Origin of the sequence: Rugamonas sp., assembly GCF_025354735.1 — a bacterium.
GTDB lineage: Bacteria > Pseudomonadota > Gammaproteobacteria > Burkholderiales > Burkholderiaceae_D > Rugamonas.
In genome coordinates this window covers 1-17,406 of sequence record NZ_JANXMI010000275.1, presented here as the reverse complement: position 1 = coordinate 17,406, position 17,406 = coordinate 1, and the positions used below count along the sequence as shown (strand labels likewise).

Annotated in this window: 13 protein-coding genes and 1 pseudogene; 13 read left to right on the top strand and 1 reads right to left on the bottom strand. The window is 64.6% G+C overall.

Features of this window, described 5'->3' with window-relative positions:
- Positions 1 to 10 precede the first annotated feature (10 nt).
- The 3 genes from Q0S71_RS22260 to Q0S71_RS22250 all read left to right on the top strand — a co-directional run bounded on the left by Q0S71_RS22260 (position 11) and on the right by Q0S71_RS22250 (position 3,140).
- Positions 11 to 1,603 carry a DHA2 family efflux MFS transporter permease subunit gene (locus Q0S71_RS22260; protein ID WP_296000650.1) on the top strand — a complete coding sequence of 531 codons (1,593 nt, stop codon included), beginning with the start codon at positions 11 to 13 and terminating at the stop codon, positions 1,601 to 1,603.
- A 14-nt stretch (positions 1,604 to 1,617) separates the two neighbouring features.
- Positions 1,618 to 2,739, top strand: a complete 1,122-nt coding sequence (locus Q0S71_RS22255; RefSeq protein ID WP_296000648.1) for a hypothetical protein — start codon at positions 1,618 to 1,620, stop codon at positions 2,737 to 2,739.
- Positions 2,740 to 2,858: 119 nt separating this feature from the next.
- Complete coding sequence (locus Q0S71_RS22250) at positions 2,859 to 3,140, top strand: DUF1971 domain-containing protein (protein WP_296000645.1); 282 nt, start codon at positions 2,859 to 2,861, stop codon at positions 3,138 to 3,140.
- Positions 3,141 to 3,197: 57 nt separating this feature from the next.
- Here the strand turns inward: Q0S71_RS22250 and Q0S71_RS22245 are convergent, their stop codons facing one another.
- The gene (locus tag Q0S71_RS22245; RefSeq protein WP_296000643.1) at positions 3,198 to 3,656 is read right to left on the bottom strand and encodes an Rrf2 family transcriptional regulator; all 459 of its coding nucleotides are present in this window, start codon (positions 3,654 to 3,656) and stop codon (positions 3,198 to 3,200) included.
- A gap of 226 nt (positions 3,657 to 3,882) precedes the next feature.
- Here Q0S71_RS22245 and Q0S71_RS22240 point away from each other — a divergent pair, with 226 nt between their 5' ends.
- The 10 genes and pseudogenes from Q0S71_RS22240 to Q0S71_RS22195 form a co-directional block, all read left to right on the top strand.
- On the top strand, positions 3,883 to 5,976 hold the full coding sequence (locus Q0S71_RS22240; RefSeq protein WP_296000640.1) for an ATP-binding protein: 2,094 nt from the start codon (positions 3,883 to 3,885) through the stop codon (positions 5,974 to 5,976).
- Between the two features lie 21 nt (positions 5,977 to 5,997).
- Positions 5,998 to 7,236 carry an EAL domain-containing response regulator gene (locus tag Q0S71_RS22235; RefSeq protein WP_296000637.1) on the top strand — a complete coding sequence of 413 codons (1,239 nt, stop codon included), beginning with the start codon at positions 5,998 to 6,000 and terminating at the stop codon, positions 7,234 to 7,236.
- Between the two features lie 231 nt (positions 7,237 to 7,467).
- Positions 7,468 to 8,514: a multicopper oxidase domain-containing protein gene (locus Q0S71_RS22230; protein WP_296000635.1), complete on the top strand. Its 1,047-nt coding sequence runs from the start codon at positions 7,468 to 7,470 to the stop codon at positions 8,512 to 8,514.
- 14 nt (positions 8,515 to 8,528) lie between these two features.
- Positions 8,529 to 9,221 (top strand): cytochrome c, encoded by a 693-nt coding sequence (locus Q0S71_RS22225; RefSeq protein WP_296000629.1) that lies wholly within the window; start codon positions 8,529 to 8,531, stop codon positions 9,219 to 9,221.
- Entirely contained in the window at positions 9,221 to 9,598 is a 378-nt protein-coding gene (locus Q0S71_RS22220; RefSeq protein WP_296000625.1) for a cytochrome c, read from the top strand. Before Q0S71_RS22225 ends, Q0S71_RS22220 begins: the two co-directional genes overlap by 1 nt.
- A 31-nt stretch (positions 9,599 to 9,629) precedes the next feature.
- On the top strand, positions 9,630 to 10,553 hold the full coding sequence (locus Q0S71_RS22215; protein ID WP_296000622.1) for a multicopper oxidase domain-containing protein: 924 nt from the start codon (positions 9,630 to 9,632) through the stop codon (positions 10,551 to 10,553).
- Between the two features lie 60 nt (positions 10,554 to 10,613).
- Positions 10,614 to 12,047 (top strand): efflux RND transporter periplasmic adaptor subunit, encoded by a 1,434-nt coding sequence (locus Q0S71_RS22210; RefSeq protein ID WP_296000619.1) that lies wholly within the window; start codon positions 10,614 to 10,616, stop codon positions 12,045 to 12,047.
- Positions 12,044 to 15,169 carry a CusA/CzcA family heavy metal efflux RND transporter gene (locus Q0S71_RS22205; RefSeq protein ID WP_296000616.1) on the top strand — a complete coding sequence of 1,042 codons (3,126 nt, stop codon included), beginning with the start codon at positions 12,044 to 12,046 and terminating at the stop codon, positions 15,167 to 15,169. The genes Q0S71_RS22210 and Q0S71_RS22205 overlap by 4 nt, the downstream gene beginning before the upstream one ends.
- The gene (locus Q0S71_RS22200; RefSeq protein ID WP_296000615.1) at positions 15,166 to 17,130 is read left to right on the top strand and encodes a cytochrome c biogenesis protein ResB; all 1,965 of its coding nucleotides are present in this window, start codon (positions 15,166 to 15,168) and stop codon (positions 17,128 to 17,130) included. Before Q0S71_RS22205 ends, Q0S71_RS22200 begins: the two co-directional genes overlap by 4 nt.
- An 11-nt stretch (positions 17,131 to 17,141) precedes the next feature.
- Positions 17,142 to 17,406: pseudogene (locus tag Q0S71_RS22195) on the top strand (hypothetical protein); the annotation flags it as partial.

Genomic DNA, 17,406 nt, shown 5'->3' with positions numbered 1-17,406 from the left:
GGAGCCATTCATGGACCATCAAAATCCCGCCACGCCCGCCAGCCCGGCGCCACCCGCCAGGCCGGCGGAACTTGCGCCCCTGACGGGCGGCAAGCTCGCCCTGGGCACGCTCGCCGTCGCCCTGGCCACCTTCATGAACGTGCTCGATTCCTCGATCGCCAACGTGGCCATTCCCACCATCTCGGGCAATCTGGGCGTGTCCGTCGACGAAGGGACGTGGGTCATCACCCTGTTTGCCGCCGCCAACGCCATCGCCATTCCGCTGACCGGCTGGCTGACCCAGCGCATCGGCCAGGTGCGCCTGTTCGTGACGTCCATCCTGCTGTTCGCGTTTTCCTCGTGGCTGTGCGGCATCGCGCCGAATTTACCGATACTGCTGGCCGCGCGCATCTTGCAGGGCGCGGTCGCCGGACCGCTGATTCCGCTGTCGCAGGCGCTGCTGCTGAGCTCCTACCCGAAAGCCAAGGCGGGGCTGGCGCTGTCGCTCTGGGCGATGACGGCCACGGTGGGGCCGATCGCCGGGCCGGCCCTCGGCGGCTGGATCACCGACCGCTATTCCTGGTCGTGGATCTTCTACATCAACATCCCCGTGGCCATGTTCGCGGCGGCCGTCACGTGGGCGCTCTACAAGGAACGTGAAACGCCGTCGCGCAAGCTGTCCATCGACAAGGTGGGCTTGCTGTCGCTGATCGCCTGGGTGGCCTCGCTGCAAATCATGCTCGACAAGGGCAAGGATCTCGACTGGTTCAACTCGCCGGTGATCGTCTGCCTGGCCGTGTTCGCCGCCCTGAGCTTTGTCTTCTTCGTGATCTGGGAATTGACGGAAAAGAATCCCATCATCGACCTGCGCCTGTTCAAGGGCCGCAACTTCCTCGGCGGCACGGTGGCCATTTCCGTGGCCTATGCCGTGTTCTTTTCCAACCTCGTGCTGCTGCCCCAGTGGATGCAGCAATTCCTCGGCTACCGTTCGGTCGACGCCGGCATCGCCACGGCACCGCTCGGCATCTTCGCCGTGATCCTGGCGCCGGTGATGGGCAAGATCATGCCCAAGTCCGACAGCCGCGTGCTGGCCACGCTGGCCTTCATCGGCTTCGCCATCGTGTTCTTCATGCGCTCGACTTACAACACCGAAGTGGACTTGTGGACGCTGGTGCTGCCGACGCTGCTGCAAGGGATACCGACGGCGCTGTTCTTCGTGCCGCTGACGGCCATCATCCTGTCGGGCTTGCCACCGGAGAAAATTCCAGCGGCGGCGGGCTTGTCCAACTTTGCCCGCGTCTTCATGGGGGCGGCCGGCACCGCCATCGCCAGCACGGCGTGGAACAACCGCACGATCTTGCACCACGCCCGCCTGGCCGAGCAAACCAGCATCAACAATCCGGCCTTCACGGACAGTATCGGCCAGCTGCAAACGGTGCTGGGCCTGACGGCGCAGCAGGCGCAAGCCCGCTTCGAGGTGACGCTCAATTCCCAGGCTTATATGCTGGGCCTGAACGACGTGTTCTGGATGTCGGCCGTGATTTTCATCGCGATCATTCCACTGATCTGGCTGACCAAGCCAGCCAAGGGCCAGGTTTCGGACGCCGCCGCCGCTGCGCACTAAACCTTGACCCGGCCATGCACCTGAAAACCACGCCATCCGTGATGCTGGCGGCCGTCGGCGCGGCGGCCATCCTCAGCGCCTGTGCCGGCCCCGGCTTTCAAGCCGCCACGGCGCCGGCGACATGCTCCGCCGCCAGCTTGCCTGTACCGGCGGCTGGCGACGGCCTCCTCCAGACATCCGGCCGCCCGGCCGAACAACAGCCGCGTGGCGCTTGGTGGCTGGTTTTCAACGATCCGGCATTGACGGCACTTGTGGAACAGGCCGGCGCCGTCAATGCCCACCTCACTGTCGCCGTCGCCCGCGTGGTGGCATCCAGGGCGATCAGCGCCGAGTTGCCCGAACTAGACCTGGCCTCATCCGGCGACGGCGCCCTTCCCCGCCAACCAGGCAGCTTCGCCGCGAGCTACGAGGCCGATCTGCTGCGGCGCGTGGCCGCCGACGCCGCCGCGCCCCGCATCGACGCCGGCGCCGTGCTGCGCGATTATCGTTCTCTGCTGCTGGCCTTGCAGGCCGACGTCGCGCAGTATTACTTTCAGCTCAAAATTATCGATGCCGACAGCGCGGTTCTCGCCGCAACGGAGCAGGCGTCGGACAGCGTCGCGGCGCTGCGCCGCCGGGCCGGGATAGAGCGGGCGATGGCCATCCTGCTGGGCGAACCGGCACGGCGCTTCCGCTTCGTCCCCGCGCCGCTGGGGTCTGAACCGGAGCCGCCGACGGCATCGATACCCGCCGCGCCGCCACCGAACTTGCTGGAACGCCGCCCGGACATCAGCGCGGCGCAATCGGCGATGCAAGCATCGCCCTTCCCCTCCATCAATCCCGACGCCGCCGCGCGCTACCGCAACAGTGTCCTGCTCGCATTGGCGGAGGTGGAAAACAAGCTGGCGGCGATACGCATGCTGGACGGCCGAGCACGGCTAAGCGATGACGACTTGCGAGCCGCCCAACGGTCCGAGCGCTTGGCGCGCTCACGCCACCTCGACGGCCCATCCGGCGACGCGGCCCGGCACGATGCCCGGCGCCATCTGGCAGCGGCGGAGCGCACCGTCAGGCGCTTGCGCGGCGAACGGGCGCTCGCCACGCTGTCCCTGATACGGTCGCTGGGCGGTGGATGGGATGCCGGCGCCAGCCCCTGAAACGCAGCGAAAAATACCCTCCCATCCTCGCTGAGCAATAACATGCATTTATAATGCATGTTTTGCTAAATCGTGACATAATCAGTGCACACCCACCTGTTGCAAACTAGGAGCCCGTCATGAAATCCATACCAGAAAGCGCCGTCCACTACAAAAGCACGCCAGTGTTCACCGAAACCACCGTGCCGGCCGCCCTGCTGCGCAGCCACACGACGGCGGCGGGCACCTGGGGCCGCATCACCATACTGGAGGGGGAGCTGTTGTACCGCATCACCGACGAAACGGTCGCGCCGGAAGAAGTGCTGCTGTCGCCGGCCCGGTTCGGCGTGGTCGAACCGCAGATCAAACATGAAGTCGCGGTGGTCGGACCGGTTCGTTTCCAGGTCGACTTCCACCGCTGACGCAAACAAGGGGCCGGCGCCCCTGCGGCCGGCGCCAGTCCCTCACGGGCGCAAGGTTCAAGCCGGCACGGCGATCCGATGAAATGTCAGCGGCGCCAGGGCCGGCTTGTCCGGCCCGGGCGGCAGCAACATGTCCAGCGTTTGCGCATCGAGCACCGCCAGATAGGCGGACGTGGCCGCGGCCAGGGTGTGCTTCAAGTGGCAGTTCGCCGACAAGGGACAGCTATTGCTGCTCGAATCAAAGCACTCGGCCATGTAAAAATCGGTTTCCGTCGACCGGATGACGGCGCCGACGTTGATCTCGGCAGGCTCCCGCTGCAAGCGCAGGCCGCCATTTCGGCCACGCACCGAGTCCACATAACCGGCCAGACCCAGTTGATGCACCACTTTCATCAAGTGGTTCTTGGAGATCAAATGGGTCTCGGCGATCTCCTGGATCGTGACGAGGCGATCGCGATTCATTCCTAAATGAAGCAGCGTCCTTAGACTATAATCGGTGAAAGCGGTAAGTCTCATGGGTCTCTGACGATCTGGTGAACAGGCTTAAAGATGTATATGTGATGCATCATACCTCAAAAATTTCCGCGTGGCGCACGGTCGCGATTTCTTTTTGAAAGACGTCATGTGGCTGGAAATGCATGATGGAATGAATTGCCACAAAGAATCATCCATAATACATGTTTCAATGAATTACGGTAGACTTATTGAGTTCCCACAGGAAATTTGATAGAGCGAGCTGCCCATGAACACTCCCGATCCGTCGACGCCGGCCCAGGCTCAGCCCATGTCCAGTTGCGACTTGCGCCGCCTGCATCGGCTGGCGATCATGATCGATTCCGTGTCCGACGCCATCGTCACCATCGACGCGCTGGGCATCATCGAATATGTCAACCGTGGCGCGACGGCGCTGTTCGGCTACACGCGCGAGGAGATGCTGGGCCAGAACGTGGCGCTGCTGATGCCGCCGCCCGACAGCGCCCATCACGACCAATACATCGCCGCCTACATCAAAAGCGGGCAATCCCGCGTGATGAACCACAGCCGCAGCGTGATCGGCAAGCGCAAGGGCGGCGACGACGTCGCCATCGATCTCACGTTGGGGCAGATGGTGGAAGACGGGCAGCAGAAATTCACGGCCATACTGAGGGACGTGACGCAATCGCGCCGCCTGCAAAACGAAGCGGCCCTGGCCGAAAAAAGGATGCAGGAAGCCAAGGACCGCGCCGACGAGGCCAACCGCGCCAAGAGCGTTTTCCTGGCCACCATGAGCCATGAAATCCGCACCCCCATGAACGGCGTGCTCGGCTCGCTGGAATTGCTGGGCCTGTCCTCGCTCAGCGCCGACCAGAAAGACACCTTGAGCATCGCCGAGACGTCGGCGCGGGAGCTGCTGCAAATCCTCGACGACATCCTCGACTTTTCCAAGATCGAGGCCGGCCACCTGGCGCTGCGTCACGAAAAAACCTCGCTGCGCGACCACGTCGTCAGCAAGGTTGTCGCCACCTACGCGCCGCTGGCCCTGAAGAAGGGGCTGCAACTGCGAACCCGGGTCGATCCGCGGGTATCGGAGGCGGTCTGCACCGATCCGCTGCGCCTGCGGCAAATCCTGCATAACTTTGTCAGCAACGCCATCAAGTTCACGCTGGCCGGCTTTGTCGAACTGTCGCTCGATGTGCTCGACATATCGGAGGAAAAGCAAAAGCTGCGCTTTACCGTCACCGATACCGGGATCGGCATTTCCGAAGAGAGCCAAAAACGTCTGTTCCGCCCCTTTGTGCAAGCCGAGAACGACACCACCCGGCGCTTCGGCGGCACCGGACTGGGACTGGCCATCTGTGCCGGCTTGTCCGACAGCATGGGCGGCACCATCGAGATGAGCAGTACCGTCGGCGTCGGCACCTCGCTGAGCCTGACCGTGTCGCTGCTCGTGTTCGGCGGCGGCGACCTTACTGAGGATCAGGAGCCCTGCCTGGTCGACCTGGCCGCGCAAGAAGTCGGCGTGGCCCGGCCGTCGGCGCCGCTGCCGACCTTGAAGGAGGCGGTGGCCCGCCAGCAATTGATACTGGTGGTCGACGACCATGCCACCAACCGGACCGTCATCGCGCGGCAGTTGAACAGTCTGGGCTATGTGGCGGAAAGCGCGGCCAACGGCATCGAGGCGATAGACATGCTCGCCTCCGGCAATTTTTCCCTCGTCATCACCGATTGCCAGATGCCGGAAATGGACGGCTACGCCCTCGCCCGCGCAGTCCGGGTGCTCGAAGGCGGCGACAACGGCGATGGCCGCCGGCCCGGCGCGCGGCGCCCCGGCGCCCCCGGTCCGTCGACGCGGCTGCCCATCATCGGCTGCTCGGCCAACGCCTTCGCCAGCGACGTGGCGCTGGCGCTCGAAGCCGGCATGGACGATTATTTAACCAAGCCGACCACCATCGCCTCGCTGGCGGCGATGCTCAAGAAATTCATGCCGCACCAGGGCGCCGTGCTCGACGAGCGGCTGCTGGCCGCCACCTTCGGCAGCGACGAAGGCACGCGCGACGAAGTGCTGGCCGACTTCCTGGCGACGACGCAGGACGACTTCATCGCGCTGCGCCACGCCTGCCAGGAGGATGAATGGGCCGGCGTGGGCTTGCTGGCCCACCGCATCTCCGGCGCCAGCAAGATGGTGGGCGCCACGCGCATGGCCGCCGCCAGCGTCGCGCTGGAACAGCTGCTGCGGAAAATGTCGCCCAGCGCCAGCGCGACGGATAAGCACCACCTCGGCGGCGCCGTCCAAGCCATGGAAGCCGAGCTCGGCGAATTTAAATCGTATCTAGAACAAGGACCTGTTACCCCCTAGAAAACGGGGACAGGAAAAAACATGCCCATCCAACATCTCAATTTCCTCCTGGTCGAAGACCACGATTTCCAGCGCCGCGCCTTGAAACGCATCCTGACCGGTCTGGGCGCCACCCAGATCACGGAGGTGTCCAACGGCAAGGAAGCGCTGCTATCGTTCCAGGGGACGGCGCTTCCTTTCGACATCTGCATCGTCGACCTGAACATGCCGGGCATGGACGGCATGGAGCTGATCCGGCATCTGGCCGAGGCCAAGAGTCCGGTTTCCATCATCCTCGCCAGCGCCCTGGACCGCGCGCTGATCTCGTCGGTCGAAACCATGGCCAGGGCTTACGGCATCACCCTGCTCGGCGCCATCGAAAAACCGGCCACGCCGGCCACGCTGCAACTGATTATCGATCGCTTCAGCCTGCAACGCGGCGCCGGCCAGGTGCGCGCGCGCAGCATCCAGCCCACCGTCGACACCTTGCGCCTGGCGCTGGAGCTGGACCAGTTCGAACCCTATTTCCAGCCCAAGGCCGACCTTAAAACCGGTCTCGTCACCAGCGCCGAAGCGCTGGCCCGCTGGATCCATCCCGAGCTCGGCCTGATACCGCCCGATTCCTTCATCCCGCCGATGGAGGCGCACGGCCTGATCGACCAGGTGACCGAACGCATCGTGACCAAGACCGCCCAGATCTGGCACCAGTGGCACAAGGCGGGCCAGAAGATCGCGGTGTCGATCAATCTGTCGCTGGCGTCGCTGGCCCAGCTGGGCTACGCCGAGCGGCTCATCGCCATCCTCGACAGCGAGCGCATCGAGCCCAATTTCATCGTGTTCGAAGTCACCGAATCGGCGGCGATATCGGACTTGCCGCACACCCTGGAAAACCTGGCGCGCCTGCGCATGAAGGGCTACGGCCTGTCGATCGACGACTATGGCACGGGATATTCGAGCATGCAGCAGCTGCTGCGCCTGCCCTTCTCCGAACTGAAGATGGACCGCTCCTTCGTCACCAACGCCTGCCACGACAGCGCGCAGGTGCTGGTGCTGGGCTCGGGCATCTCGCTGGCGCGGGAGCTGCGTCTGGTGTCGGTGGCCGAGGGCGTCGAAACCGCGGCCGACTGGAAATTGCTGCGCCGCCTGGCATGCGATTATGCCCAGGGCTATCTGATCGGCCGGCCGGTGCCCGGCGGCCAGTTCATCGCCGCCACCGCGGCATGGGCCGAGGCTTACGACGCGCTGCCGCGCGAGGTCAAGGCCGATGCGCTGGCGTCCTGAGCGGTCCGCGCCGCCGACGGCGCCGTGCCCCCTCGCACGGCGCCGCCTTCGGGACGATAGCTGTGCGTATTCCGCTATTGTCGTCATCACGTCTTGCTTTTAAGCATAAACAAGTATACTATCTACCTCATAAATTTCACTTATCAATCCCGGTCGTTACGACCGTTTTTTACACGCATAAACATGTATGTAATTTAGTTGTTAAGACCTTTCCTCACTACAGGAGTAACCATGAAGCAGCACCTTTCCACCCTGCGCAGGTTTGCCGCGCTGGCGACGTTCGCCACCGTCGCCGCCATCACGTCCTCGCAAGCCTGGGCCGCGGTCCGCAAGTACGACATGAATATCGAAGACACCAAGATCACGCTGGTGGAAAAGCAGCAGTACCACACCTTCGCGTTTTCGGGCCAGGTGCCCGGTCCCCTGTTCTACGTCGACGAGGGTGACGACATCGAAGTGACCGTCAACAACGTCACGGCCCTGCCCCACTCCATCCACTGGCACGGCATGCTGCAAAAAGGCACGTGGAAAATGGACGGCATCGCCGGCACCACGCAGGACGCCATCAAGCCGGGCGAAAGCTTCGTCTACAAATTCACCGCCGAGCCGTCCGGCACCATGTGGTACCACTGCCACGTGAACGTGAACGAGCACGTGGTGCTGCGCGGTATGTGGGGCCCCTTCATCGTGCGTCCGAAGAAGCCGACCGCGCTCGAAAAGACCGTCACCAAGGAATTCATCCTGATGCTGTCCGACTGGGATTCCAAATGGGCCGACAAGCCAGGCTTCGGCGGCGTGCCCGGCGACGTCTACGACTATTTCACCATCAACGGCAAATCCTTCCCGGATAACCAGCCGCTGCGCGTCAACAAGGGCGACGTGGTGCGCATGCGCTTCATCGGGGCCGGCGACCTGGTCCACAGCATCCACTTGCACGGCCACGTCATGACGGTGGCCTTCAAGGACGGCTTCCCGCTGGCCTCGCCGTACAAGGCCGACACCCTGATGGTGGGACCGGGCGAACGCTACGACGTCATCTTCACCGCCGACAATCCCGGCCTCTGGATGATGCACGACCACGTCGACTCGCACACCATGAACGGCGACCGTCCCATGGGCGGCATCATGACCGTCCTCGAATACAACGAAGTGAAAAAAGAAGACTTCTACGATTGGAAGAACAAGAAATTTGAGCCGAATTTTTATTACGAGGATTCGCTCAAAAAAGGCCCGGGTATATACACCAATGACGGCTTCAAGGGCCAGGCCGTCCAATAACGTAGGAGTGAATGATGCGATTAAGAACACTGATCGGGGCCCTGGCCCTGGCCGGCACGGCGCTGGGTTGGGGAGTCGGCGGGGCGTCCGCCGCCGACCTGCTGAGCCAGCAATGCGTGGCTTGCCACGCGGTGAGCAAACCGGAAAAGCTGTCCCTGGACCGCCTGTGGGAACGCAAGGCGCCGGACCTGTATTACGCCGGGTCCAAGTTCAACAAGCCCTGGCTGGTGAGCTGGCTGCAAAACCCGACCACCATCCGTGGCGGCGGCGTGATGTACGCCAAGGCCGTCAAGGGTGGCGCCGACCGCACGGTCGACACCATCGACGCGGCCCAGCTGCCGGCGCACCCGAAACTGTCGGCGGCCGACGCGGCCACGGCGGCCGACCTGCTGATGGCGCTCAAGGTGGACGGCCTGGTGCCGGCCGGCGCCTTCAAGAACGAGCCGCCGAGTTCGATGGCCTCGATGCTGTTCTCCAAGCTGCGCGGCTGCACTTCCTGCCACACGGCCAAGGCGGGCGGCGCGCCGACCTCGGGCCCGGAACTGTACACGGCGGGCGACCGCTTGCAGCCCGACTTCGTCCATGCCTACATCAACAATCCGCAAAAGTTTGACGCCCATGTGTGGATGCCGACGCTGGGTCTGACCGATGCCGACATTCAAAAGTTGACCGGCTACGTCAGCACCCTGAAATCGGAGAAGAAATAATGCGCACCGTCCTCAAAAGCGTGTTTCACGCCACCGTCGCCGTCGGCATCGCCCTGTGCGCTTTCGACGCGGCCCAGGCCGAGGAACCGGCCCACGCGGTCAAGTTGTACAACACTTATTGCGTGCAATGCCACGGCATCAACCGCGACGGCAACGGCATCAACAGCGCGGCCATGGCCGTCAAGCCGCGCGACCACACCGACACCAAAGCCATGGGCGACACCCCTGACGAGACCTTGTTCAAGGCCATCAAGGGCGGCGGCCTGGCGGTCGGCAAATCCATTTTAATGCCCAAGTGGGAAGGAGTCCTGAACGACGATGAAGTAAAAGAGCTGGTCACCTATCTGCGGGTCGTGAGCAAAACGACCCCCAAGTAATATCAAAAAATTTCTAGAATCAGGGAACAACATGAAAAAAATTAGCATCAGCGTCGCAGTCGCCATGGCATTGCTCGGCTCGGCCGCCGTCCAGGCCAAAACCGTCAAGATCGAAATGACGGCCAAGGAAGTCGAACTGCCGATCGACAACAAGGGCACCATGTACCGCTCGTGGACCTACGAGGGCATGGTGCCGGGTCCGGTGGTGCACGTGGAAGAAGGCGACGTCGTCGAATTCACCCTGCACAACGACAAGACCAGCAAGAACTCGCATTCGATGGACTTCCACGCCGCCCGCGTCGACGTCGTCAAGGACTTCGAGATGGTCAAGCCCGGCGAGACCGGCGGCTACACCTTCCGCGCCGACTATCCGGGCGTGTTCTACTACCACTGCGGCGCCGATCCGATGATCCAGCACATCGCGCGCGGCATGTACGGCGCCATCATCGTCGATCCGAAGGACAAGAAATCGATCCCGAAACCGGACCGCGAATACGTGTTGATCCAGTCCGAGCTGTACGCCAACCCGGACAACGTGGCCGACATGATGGCCAACAAGTGGACCAATGTGATGTTCAACGGCGGCATCTTCAAGTACGACCCGGTCCACGATCCGGCCGCCACCCGCATGTTGCAGGCCAAGCCGGGCGAACGCACGCGCATCTACTTCATCAACGCCGGTGCCAATGAGTTCTCGTCCTTCCACGCCATCGCCGGCATCTGGGACGCGGTCTACCCTAGCGGCAATCCGAAGAATGTCCTGCACGGCATGCAGAGCTACGTCGTCGGTCCTGGCGACGCGGCCGCGTTCGACATCATTTCCCCGGTCGAAGGCGCCAACGCGCTCGTGACGCACTCGATGCGCCAAGCCCTCACCGGCGGCATCGCGATCTTGCAGTACACCAAAGACGCTGACCCGAAAATGGGCCGCGGCGACAACATCCTCGTGCGCTAACGCATGAAAAATGGCGGGTCCCCGATCCGCCATTTTTCCGACTTTTATATAAAGACTATCATGGGCATCGAACGTAGAAAATTGATCGCGGCCGTAGGCGCAACGATCGTGGCGGCGTCGCTGGCGGGCTTCGGCGCCAGCACATACCTGGGCCACGCGGCGGCCGTCACGGTCAAGCCTAAGGCGCCGCAGGCGGACCTCACGCAGGCGCAATATACGTGTTCGATGCACCCGCAAATTCTGCAAGACCATCCGGGCTACTGCCCCATCTGCAATATGGCGCTGGTCAAGGTGGCCAACGGCGAAATGGTCAGCCACAGCGACATGGTGCACGTCGACCTGGCCACCCAGCAGCGCATGGGCATCGCGCTGGCCACCGCCGGCGTCACCGACATCGGCCGCGCCATCCACGCCTACGCCACCATCGCGCCCGATGAAAGCGGCACGGTGTCGGTCAACCCCCGCGTCGAGGGCTGGCTGCGGCGCGTGTATGTGCAGGGCGTCGGCCAGACCATCCACAAGGGACAGCCCCTGTACGACATTTTTTCACCCGAATTACAGCAGCGGCAACGCGAATACATCGACCTGCTGGCCCGCAAGGATGGCTTGCTGGGCGATAACATGACCATCGTCAGCTCCAATTCGGCCATGGTCGGCAGCCTGTCCAAGGAAAAATTCCGCACCCGCGACCGCCTGCTGTCGGCCGACATGAGCGCCGACCTCATCGAACAACTGGAAAAAAGCCGCCGCGTCATCGACGTGGTCACCGTGCGCGCCAGCCATGACGGCGTGGTCACGGCGCTCGGCATGCACGAAGGCAATTACGTGAACCCCATGCAGCAAATCCTCGCATACGCCAACTACAGCACGGTGTGGGCCGAGATCGCGCTGCTGCCCGACCAGCTCGAATGGATCAAGCAGGGCGACGCGCTCACCCTCCATTCGGGCCTGGACCGGACCACGGCGCAAAACGCGCGCGTCGACCTGGCCACGCTGCAAATCGACGCCCTCACGCGCACGGGAAAACTGCGCCTGCCGCTGAAAAATCCGAACGGCGCCTTCCGTCCCGGCGCCTTCGCCGAGGTCGACATCCACGCCGGCGTGCGGCGGGCGCTGACGATACCGCGCGACGCCGTGATCCGCACCGGCCACGGCAGCTTTGTCGTCGTCGCCGAGCAGGCCAACCATTTCCGCAGCGCCCGCATCGAGCTGGGCCTGGAAAGCGACGACAAGGTGGCCGTGGTGTCCGGCATCAAGGCCGGCGACCGGGTCGTCATCAACGGCCAGTTCATGCTCGACAGCGCGGCCTCCATGCTGGCGCTGCAGGCGCGCCTGGACAGCACCAGCGGCGCCGCGCCGCAGGCCGGGGTCGACATGGCGGCGCAGAAGTCGATGGCGCCTATGGCGGCCATGCCGGCCATGATGGACGGGCACGCCGGCCACGCGCACGCCATGGCGGCGTCGCCATCGAACGCCGGCGGAGGCCGGCCATGATCGCGCGCATCATCGCCTGGTCGATCCGCCACCGCCTGGTCGTGCTGGCGGCCTGCCTGGCGCTGCTGCTGGGCGGCCTGGAGTCGCTCACGCATTTATCGCTCGACGCCCTGCCCGACCTGTCCGACGTCCAGGTCATCGTCAAGACCGACATGCCGGGCCAGTCGCCGCAACTGGTCGAGGACCAGCTCACCTATCCGCTGGCGGCCAGCCTGCTGGCCGTTCCCGGCACCAAGGCGGTGCGCGGCTTTTCGATGTTCGGCGAGTCCTACGTCTACATCATCTTCAAGGATGGCACCGACCTGTACTGGGCCCGTTCGCGCATCCTGGAAAGCCTCAGCCAGGCCGCCGGCAAGCTGCCGGCCGGCGTGGTGCCCACGCTCGGCCCCGATGCCTCCGGCGTCGGCTGGGTGTTCGAATATGCGCTGGTCGACCGCAGCGGCAAGACCGCGCCCGACCGCCTGCGCGCCCTGCAGGATTTCCACCTGAAGCTTGAACTGCAAAGCGTGCCCGGCGTGGCCGAAGTGGCGACCCTGGGCGGCATGGGCCGCCAGTTCCAGATCGAAGCCGATCCGGCGCGGCTGGCCGCCCACGGCGTGGGCATGGACCAGCTGGCGCAGGCGGTGAAAGACGCCAACCAGGCCGGCGGCGGCGCGCCCATCGAAATGGCGCGCGCCGAATACCTGGTGCGCTCGAACGGCTACCTGAACAAGCCGGCCGACTTCGACGACATTCCCATCAACACCGACGGCGGCGTGCTGCGCCTCAAGCAACTGGCGACGGTGACGACGGGACCGCAGGAACGACGCGGCCTCGCCGAGCTCGACGGCAAGGGCGAAGTCGTCGGCGGCATCGTCGTCATGCGCCACGGCGAAAACGCCATGGCCACCATCGCGGCCGTCAAGCTGCGACTGGCCGAGCTCAAGAAAAGCTTGCCGCCCGGCGTGGACATCGTCACCACCTACGACCGCTCCGGACTCATCGAACGCGCCGTGCACACGCTGCGCGACAAGCTGCTGGAAGAATCGATCGCCGTGGCGCTGATCTGCGGCATTTTCCTGTTCCGCCTGCGCTCGGCGCTGGTCGCCATCGTCACCCTGCCGCTGGGCATACTGGCGGCGCTGTGGGTGATGCGCGTGCAGGGCGTGTCGGCCAACATCATGTCGCTGGGCGGCATTGCGATCGCCGTCGGCGCCATGGTCGACGCGGCTATCGTCATGATCGAGAATATGCACCGCCACCTGGAATCGCGCCCCGAGCGCCGGGCCGGCGAAGACATCTGGCCGGTGGTGCAGAAAAGCGCCACCGAAGTCGGTCCGGCCCTGTTCTTTTCCCTGATTATCATCACCGTCTCCTTCCTCCCCGTGTTCACGCTGACCGGCCAGGAAGCGCGCCTGTTCGCCCCGCTGGCCTATACCAAGACCTACGCCATGGCGGCGGCGGCGATGCTGGCCATCACGCTCACGCCGGTACTGATGGGTTATGCGATCAACGGCAAGCTGCCCAGCGAGTCGGCCAACCCCATCAACCGCGCGCTCAAGCGCCTGTATAGTCCGGTGCTGCGCGGCGCCCTGAACCGGCCCAAAACCACGGTGGCGCTGGCCCTGCTGCTGCTGGCGACGGCCGTCATACCGGCGCAGCGCATCGGCACCGAATTCATGCCGCCACTCGACGAGGGCGATGTGCTCTACATGCCCACCACGCTGCCGGCGATCTCGGCGGCGGAGGCGGCCGACCTGCTGCAAAGAACGGACGCCCTCATCGCGGCCATGCCGGAAGTGGCGCGCGTGTTCGGCAAGGCCGGCCGCTCCGACAGCGCGACCGACCCGGCGCCGCTGTCGATGCTGGAAACGACCATCATGCTGAAACCGAAAAAGGACTGGCCCGCCGGCGCCAGCCGCAACAACGCCGAGCTGATCCAGAAAATGGACAGCGCAGTCCACCTGGCCGGGCTGACCAATTCCTGGGGCTTCCCCATCAAGACCCGGATCGACATGCTGTCGACCGGCGTGCGCAGCGCGCTGGGCATCAAGCTGAGCGGTCCCAGCCTGGCGGTGCTCGATGCCCAGGCCCACCAGGTCGAAACCATGTTGCGCGACCTGCCCGGCACGCGCTCGGTGTTCGCCGACCGCGTGCAGTCGGGCCGCTACATCGACATCGACGTGGTGCGCGACGCCGCCGCCCGTTACGGCATTTCAGTGGCCGACATCCAGCGCGCGGTGCAGAACGCGCTCGGCGGCGAAAGCATCACCACCGTCATCGACGGCCGCGAACGCTATCCGGTGACGCTGCGCTTCCCGCGCGGCTTGCGCGACGGCCTGGCCGGGCTGGAAGAAATCCGCCTCAAGGGCAGCGGCGGCGCGGTCGTGCCGCTGCGCGAAGTGGCCCGGGTGGGCGTGACCGACGGCCCGACCGAGATCAAGAGCGAAAACGCGCGCCCGGTCTCCTACGTCTACGTCGACATCGAAGGCAGCGATGCCGGCGCCTACCTGGCCTCGGCGCAAAAACTGCTCGACGAGCATCTGGTGCTGGAACCCGGCTACACCCTGAGCTGGCAGGGCCAGTACATGAATTTCAAGGATGGCAAGCTGCGCCTGTGGAGCGCCATCGCCATGACGCTGCTGCTGGTGTCGGCGCTGCTGTACGCCCACTTCCGCAACGTCGGCAAGGTCGCCCTGGTGCTGTCCTGCCTGCCATTTTCCGTGATCGGCGGCCTGTGGCTGACGTATCTGCTGGGCTACCAGTTGTCGGTGGCGGTCGTGATCGGCCTCATCGCGCTGGCCGGCGTGGCGACCGAATTCGGCATCGTGATGTTGCTGTATCTGGATCAGGCGCTGCAGGAACACCCTGACGACACGCTGGCGGCCATCATGTCCGGCGCGCTGCTGCGTTTGCGGCCGAAAGCCATGACGGTCGCCGTCATCCTCGGCGGCCTGCTGCCGGTGATGCTATCGGACGACGCCGGCGCCGACGTCATGAAGCGCATCGCCGCGCCGCTGATCGGCGGCATGGTGACGGCGCCGCTGTTCTCGCTCATCGTCATCCCCTCGATTTACTGGCTGATGCAGCGCAGGCGACAGCCGGCGGCGGTGCCAGTGGCGGTGGCTGGAGTAGCGCCATGAAGACCGTCCTCAACCTGCTGCGCTCGATGCGCTTTGCGATCGCCATTTTGACGGTCGTGGCGGTCGCCTCGACCATCGGCTCGGTGCTGGAACAGTCGCAGCCGGCCGTCGTCTACGTCAGCCATTACGGCGAATTCTGGGCCGCGTTTTTTGCGCTGTGCGGCCTGACCGAGGTCTACCACGCCTTCTGGTTCTTCGTGCTGCTGGCCTTCATGGCGACGTCGACGCTGCTGTGCCTGTGGCAAAACACGCCGTCCATGATCCGCGACATCCGTTCCTTCCGCGAAAACAAGAGCCTGGCCAGCCTGAAAAATCTGCCGCAGCACCGGCAGATCGACACCGGCCGCGGCGGCGAGCTGCGGCCGCCGCTGGAAGGCTACCTCAAGTCCCAGGGCTTCCGCTTCAAGCTGGTGCTGACAGCGGAAAGCTATCTGATCGCGGCCCGCAGCGGCAGTTCGCGGCGCGTCGGCTATCTGCTGGTCCACGGCGCGATGGTGTTGATTTGCATCGGCGGCCTGGTCGATGGCAACCCCATCCTGCGCTACCGGCTGTGGGCCGGCACGCTGCGCCCGGAAACGCGCGATCTGGCGGCCGACCAGGTGCCGGCGCTGAGCCGCCTGCCGGCCGACGGCGGCTCCTACCGCGCCAGCATGAATATTCCCGAAGGCGAAACGATGAACACGGCGCTGCTGCAAATCGGCGACGGTTATCTTCAGCAACCGCTGCCGTTCTCGGTGCGCCTGAAACAATTTCGGATAGAGCACCACCCCAACGGCCAGCCCAAGGATTTCGCCAGCGACATCGACATCATCGACGGCGACCGGACCGTGCCGGTGAGCCTGCACGTCAACCACCCCTACACCTACAAGGGCGTGACGCTGTTCCAGTCCGGCTTCGCCGACGGCGGCAGCAAAGTGGCGCTGAAAATATCGTCCATCAGCGCCGCCAGCCCGACGTCGGACACCACGGTCGGCGGCGCGGTCGGCGCCGGCGCCGCGCTGCTGCTCAACGGCCAGCCCTTTACGCTGGAGTTCACGGAACTGCGCACGCTCAACGTCTTCCCCAACGAGGCGGTGGCGGCGGCGACCTGGGGCTCCCACAGCAAGCCGGGCGACCGCTTCCGCAATCTGGGACCGTCCATCGCGTTCCGGCTGCGCGACCAGGCCGGCCAGGCCGAGGAGTGGAACGTCTATCAACACCCGGTGACGATGGAGGGCGCGTCCTACGTGCTGATGGGCAAGCGCGGGCCCCAGCAAAGCGCGCTGCGCTACGTGCACTTCCCCGCCGACGGCCAGGGCGGCCTGGCGCTGTATCGGCACATCGCCCGCGCGATCAACGATCCGCAGGCGCGCATCCGGGCGGCGCGGGCGGTGGCGGCCAATGCGGCCGACCGGCAAGTGGCCGCCGCGCTGGAGTCGACCACGGCCAAATTGTTGACGGCGTTTTCCCAGGGCGGCTATCGGACGCTGGCGGCCATGGTCCCGGCCTCGGCCGGCCAGCAACAGCAGATGAAAATCGGCGCGCTCTACCTGGATTTGCTGCAACGGGCGATCAAGGTGTGGGCCGAGGAGCAGCCCGGCATGACGGCGCCCGGATCGCATTTTGAACACGATGTTCTGGACGCCTACAACGACGCGCTGGAAGCGAAGATGTCGTTTTTAATCGAGCTCGCCAGCTTTGAACAGCACAACGCGACCGGCCTGCAAGTGACGCACGCGCCGGGGGCGCTGCTGGTCTACCTCGGTTCGGCGCTGCTGGCGCTGGGCGTGATCACCATGTATTTCGTACGCGAGCGCCGCATGTGGATCCACGTGGATACAGAAAAACGCAGCCTGCTGTTGGCCTTCAGCGCCAACCGGGACGGGCCGGCCTTGCAGGGCGAGTTCGACCTGCATGCCGCCGAAGTCGAGAAAATCGCGGCCGCCCCTCCATCGCCGCACCCTATGTTTACCCTATCTTAAGAGGTGATTTCATGTCCAACACAATTGCCCGGCCACTCGCGCCGGCCTTCACCGCGCCAGGCGGTATTTCGCCGTTCGTGCGCAACAGCGCCTACCTGGCCTTGTTGTCCGGTGCCACCATTTATGCCTGGACATTATTTTCCAGCTCACTCGACCTGTTCGACCAGGCCATCTTATTCGGCGGCGCCATAGGCTTGGGCTGGATCGCCCTCCTCTGGCCGGCGTTGCAAGGATTGTCGCTCGCCGCCGGCGCGCTGGCCATCGCCGGCATCCACG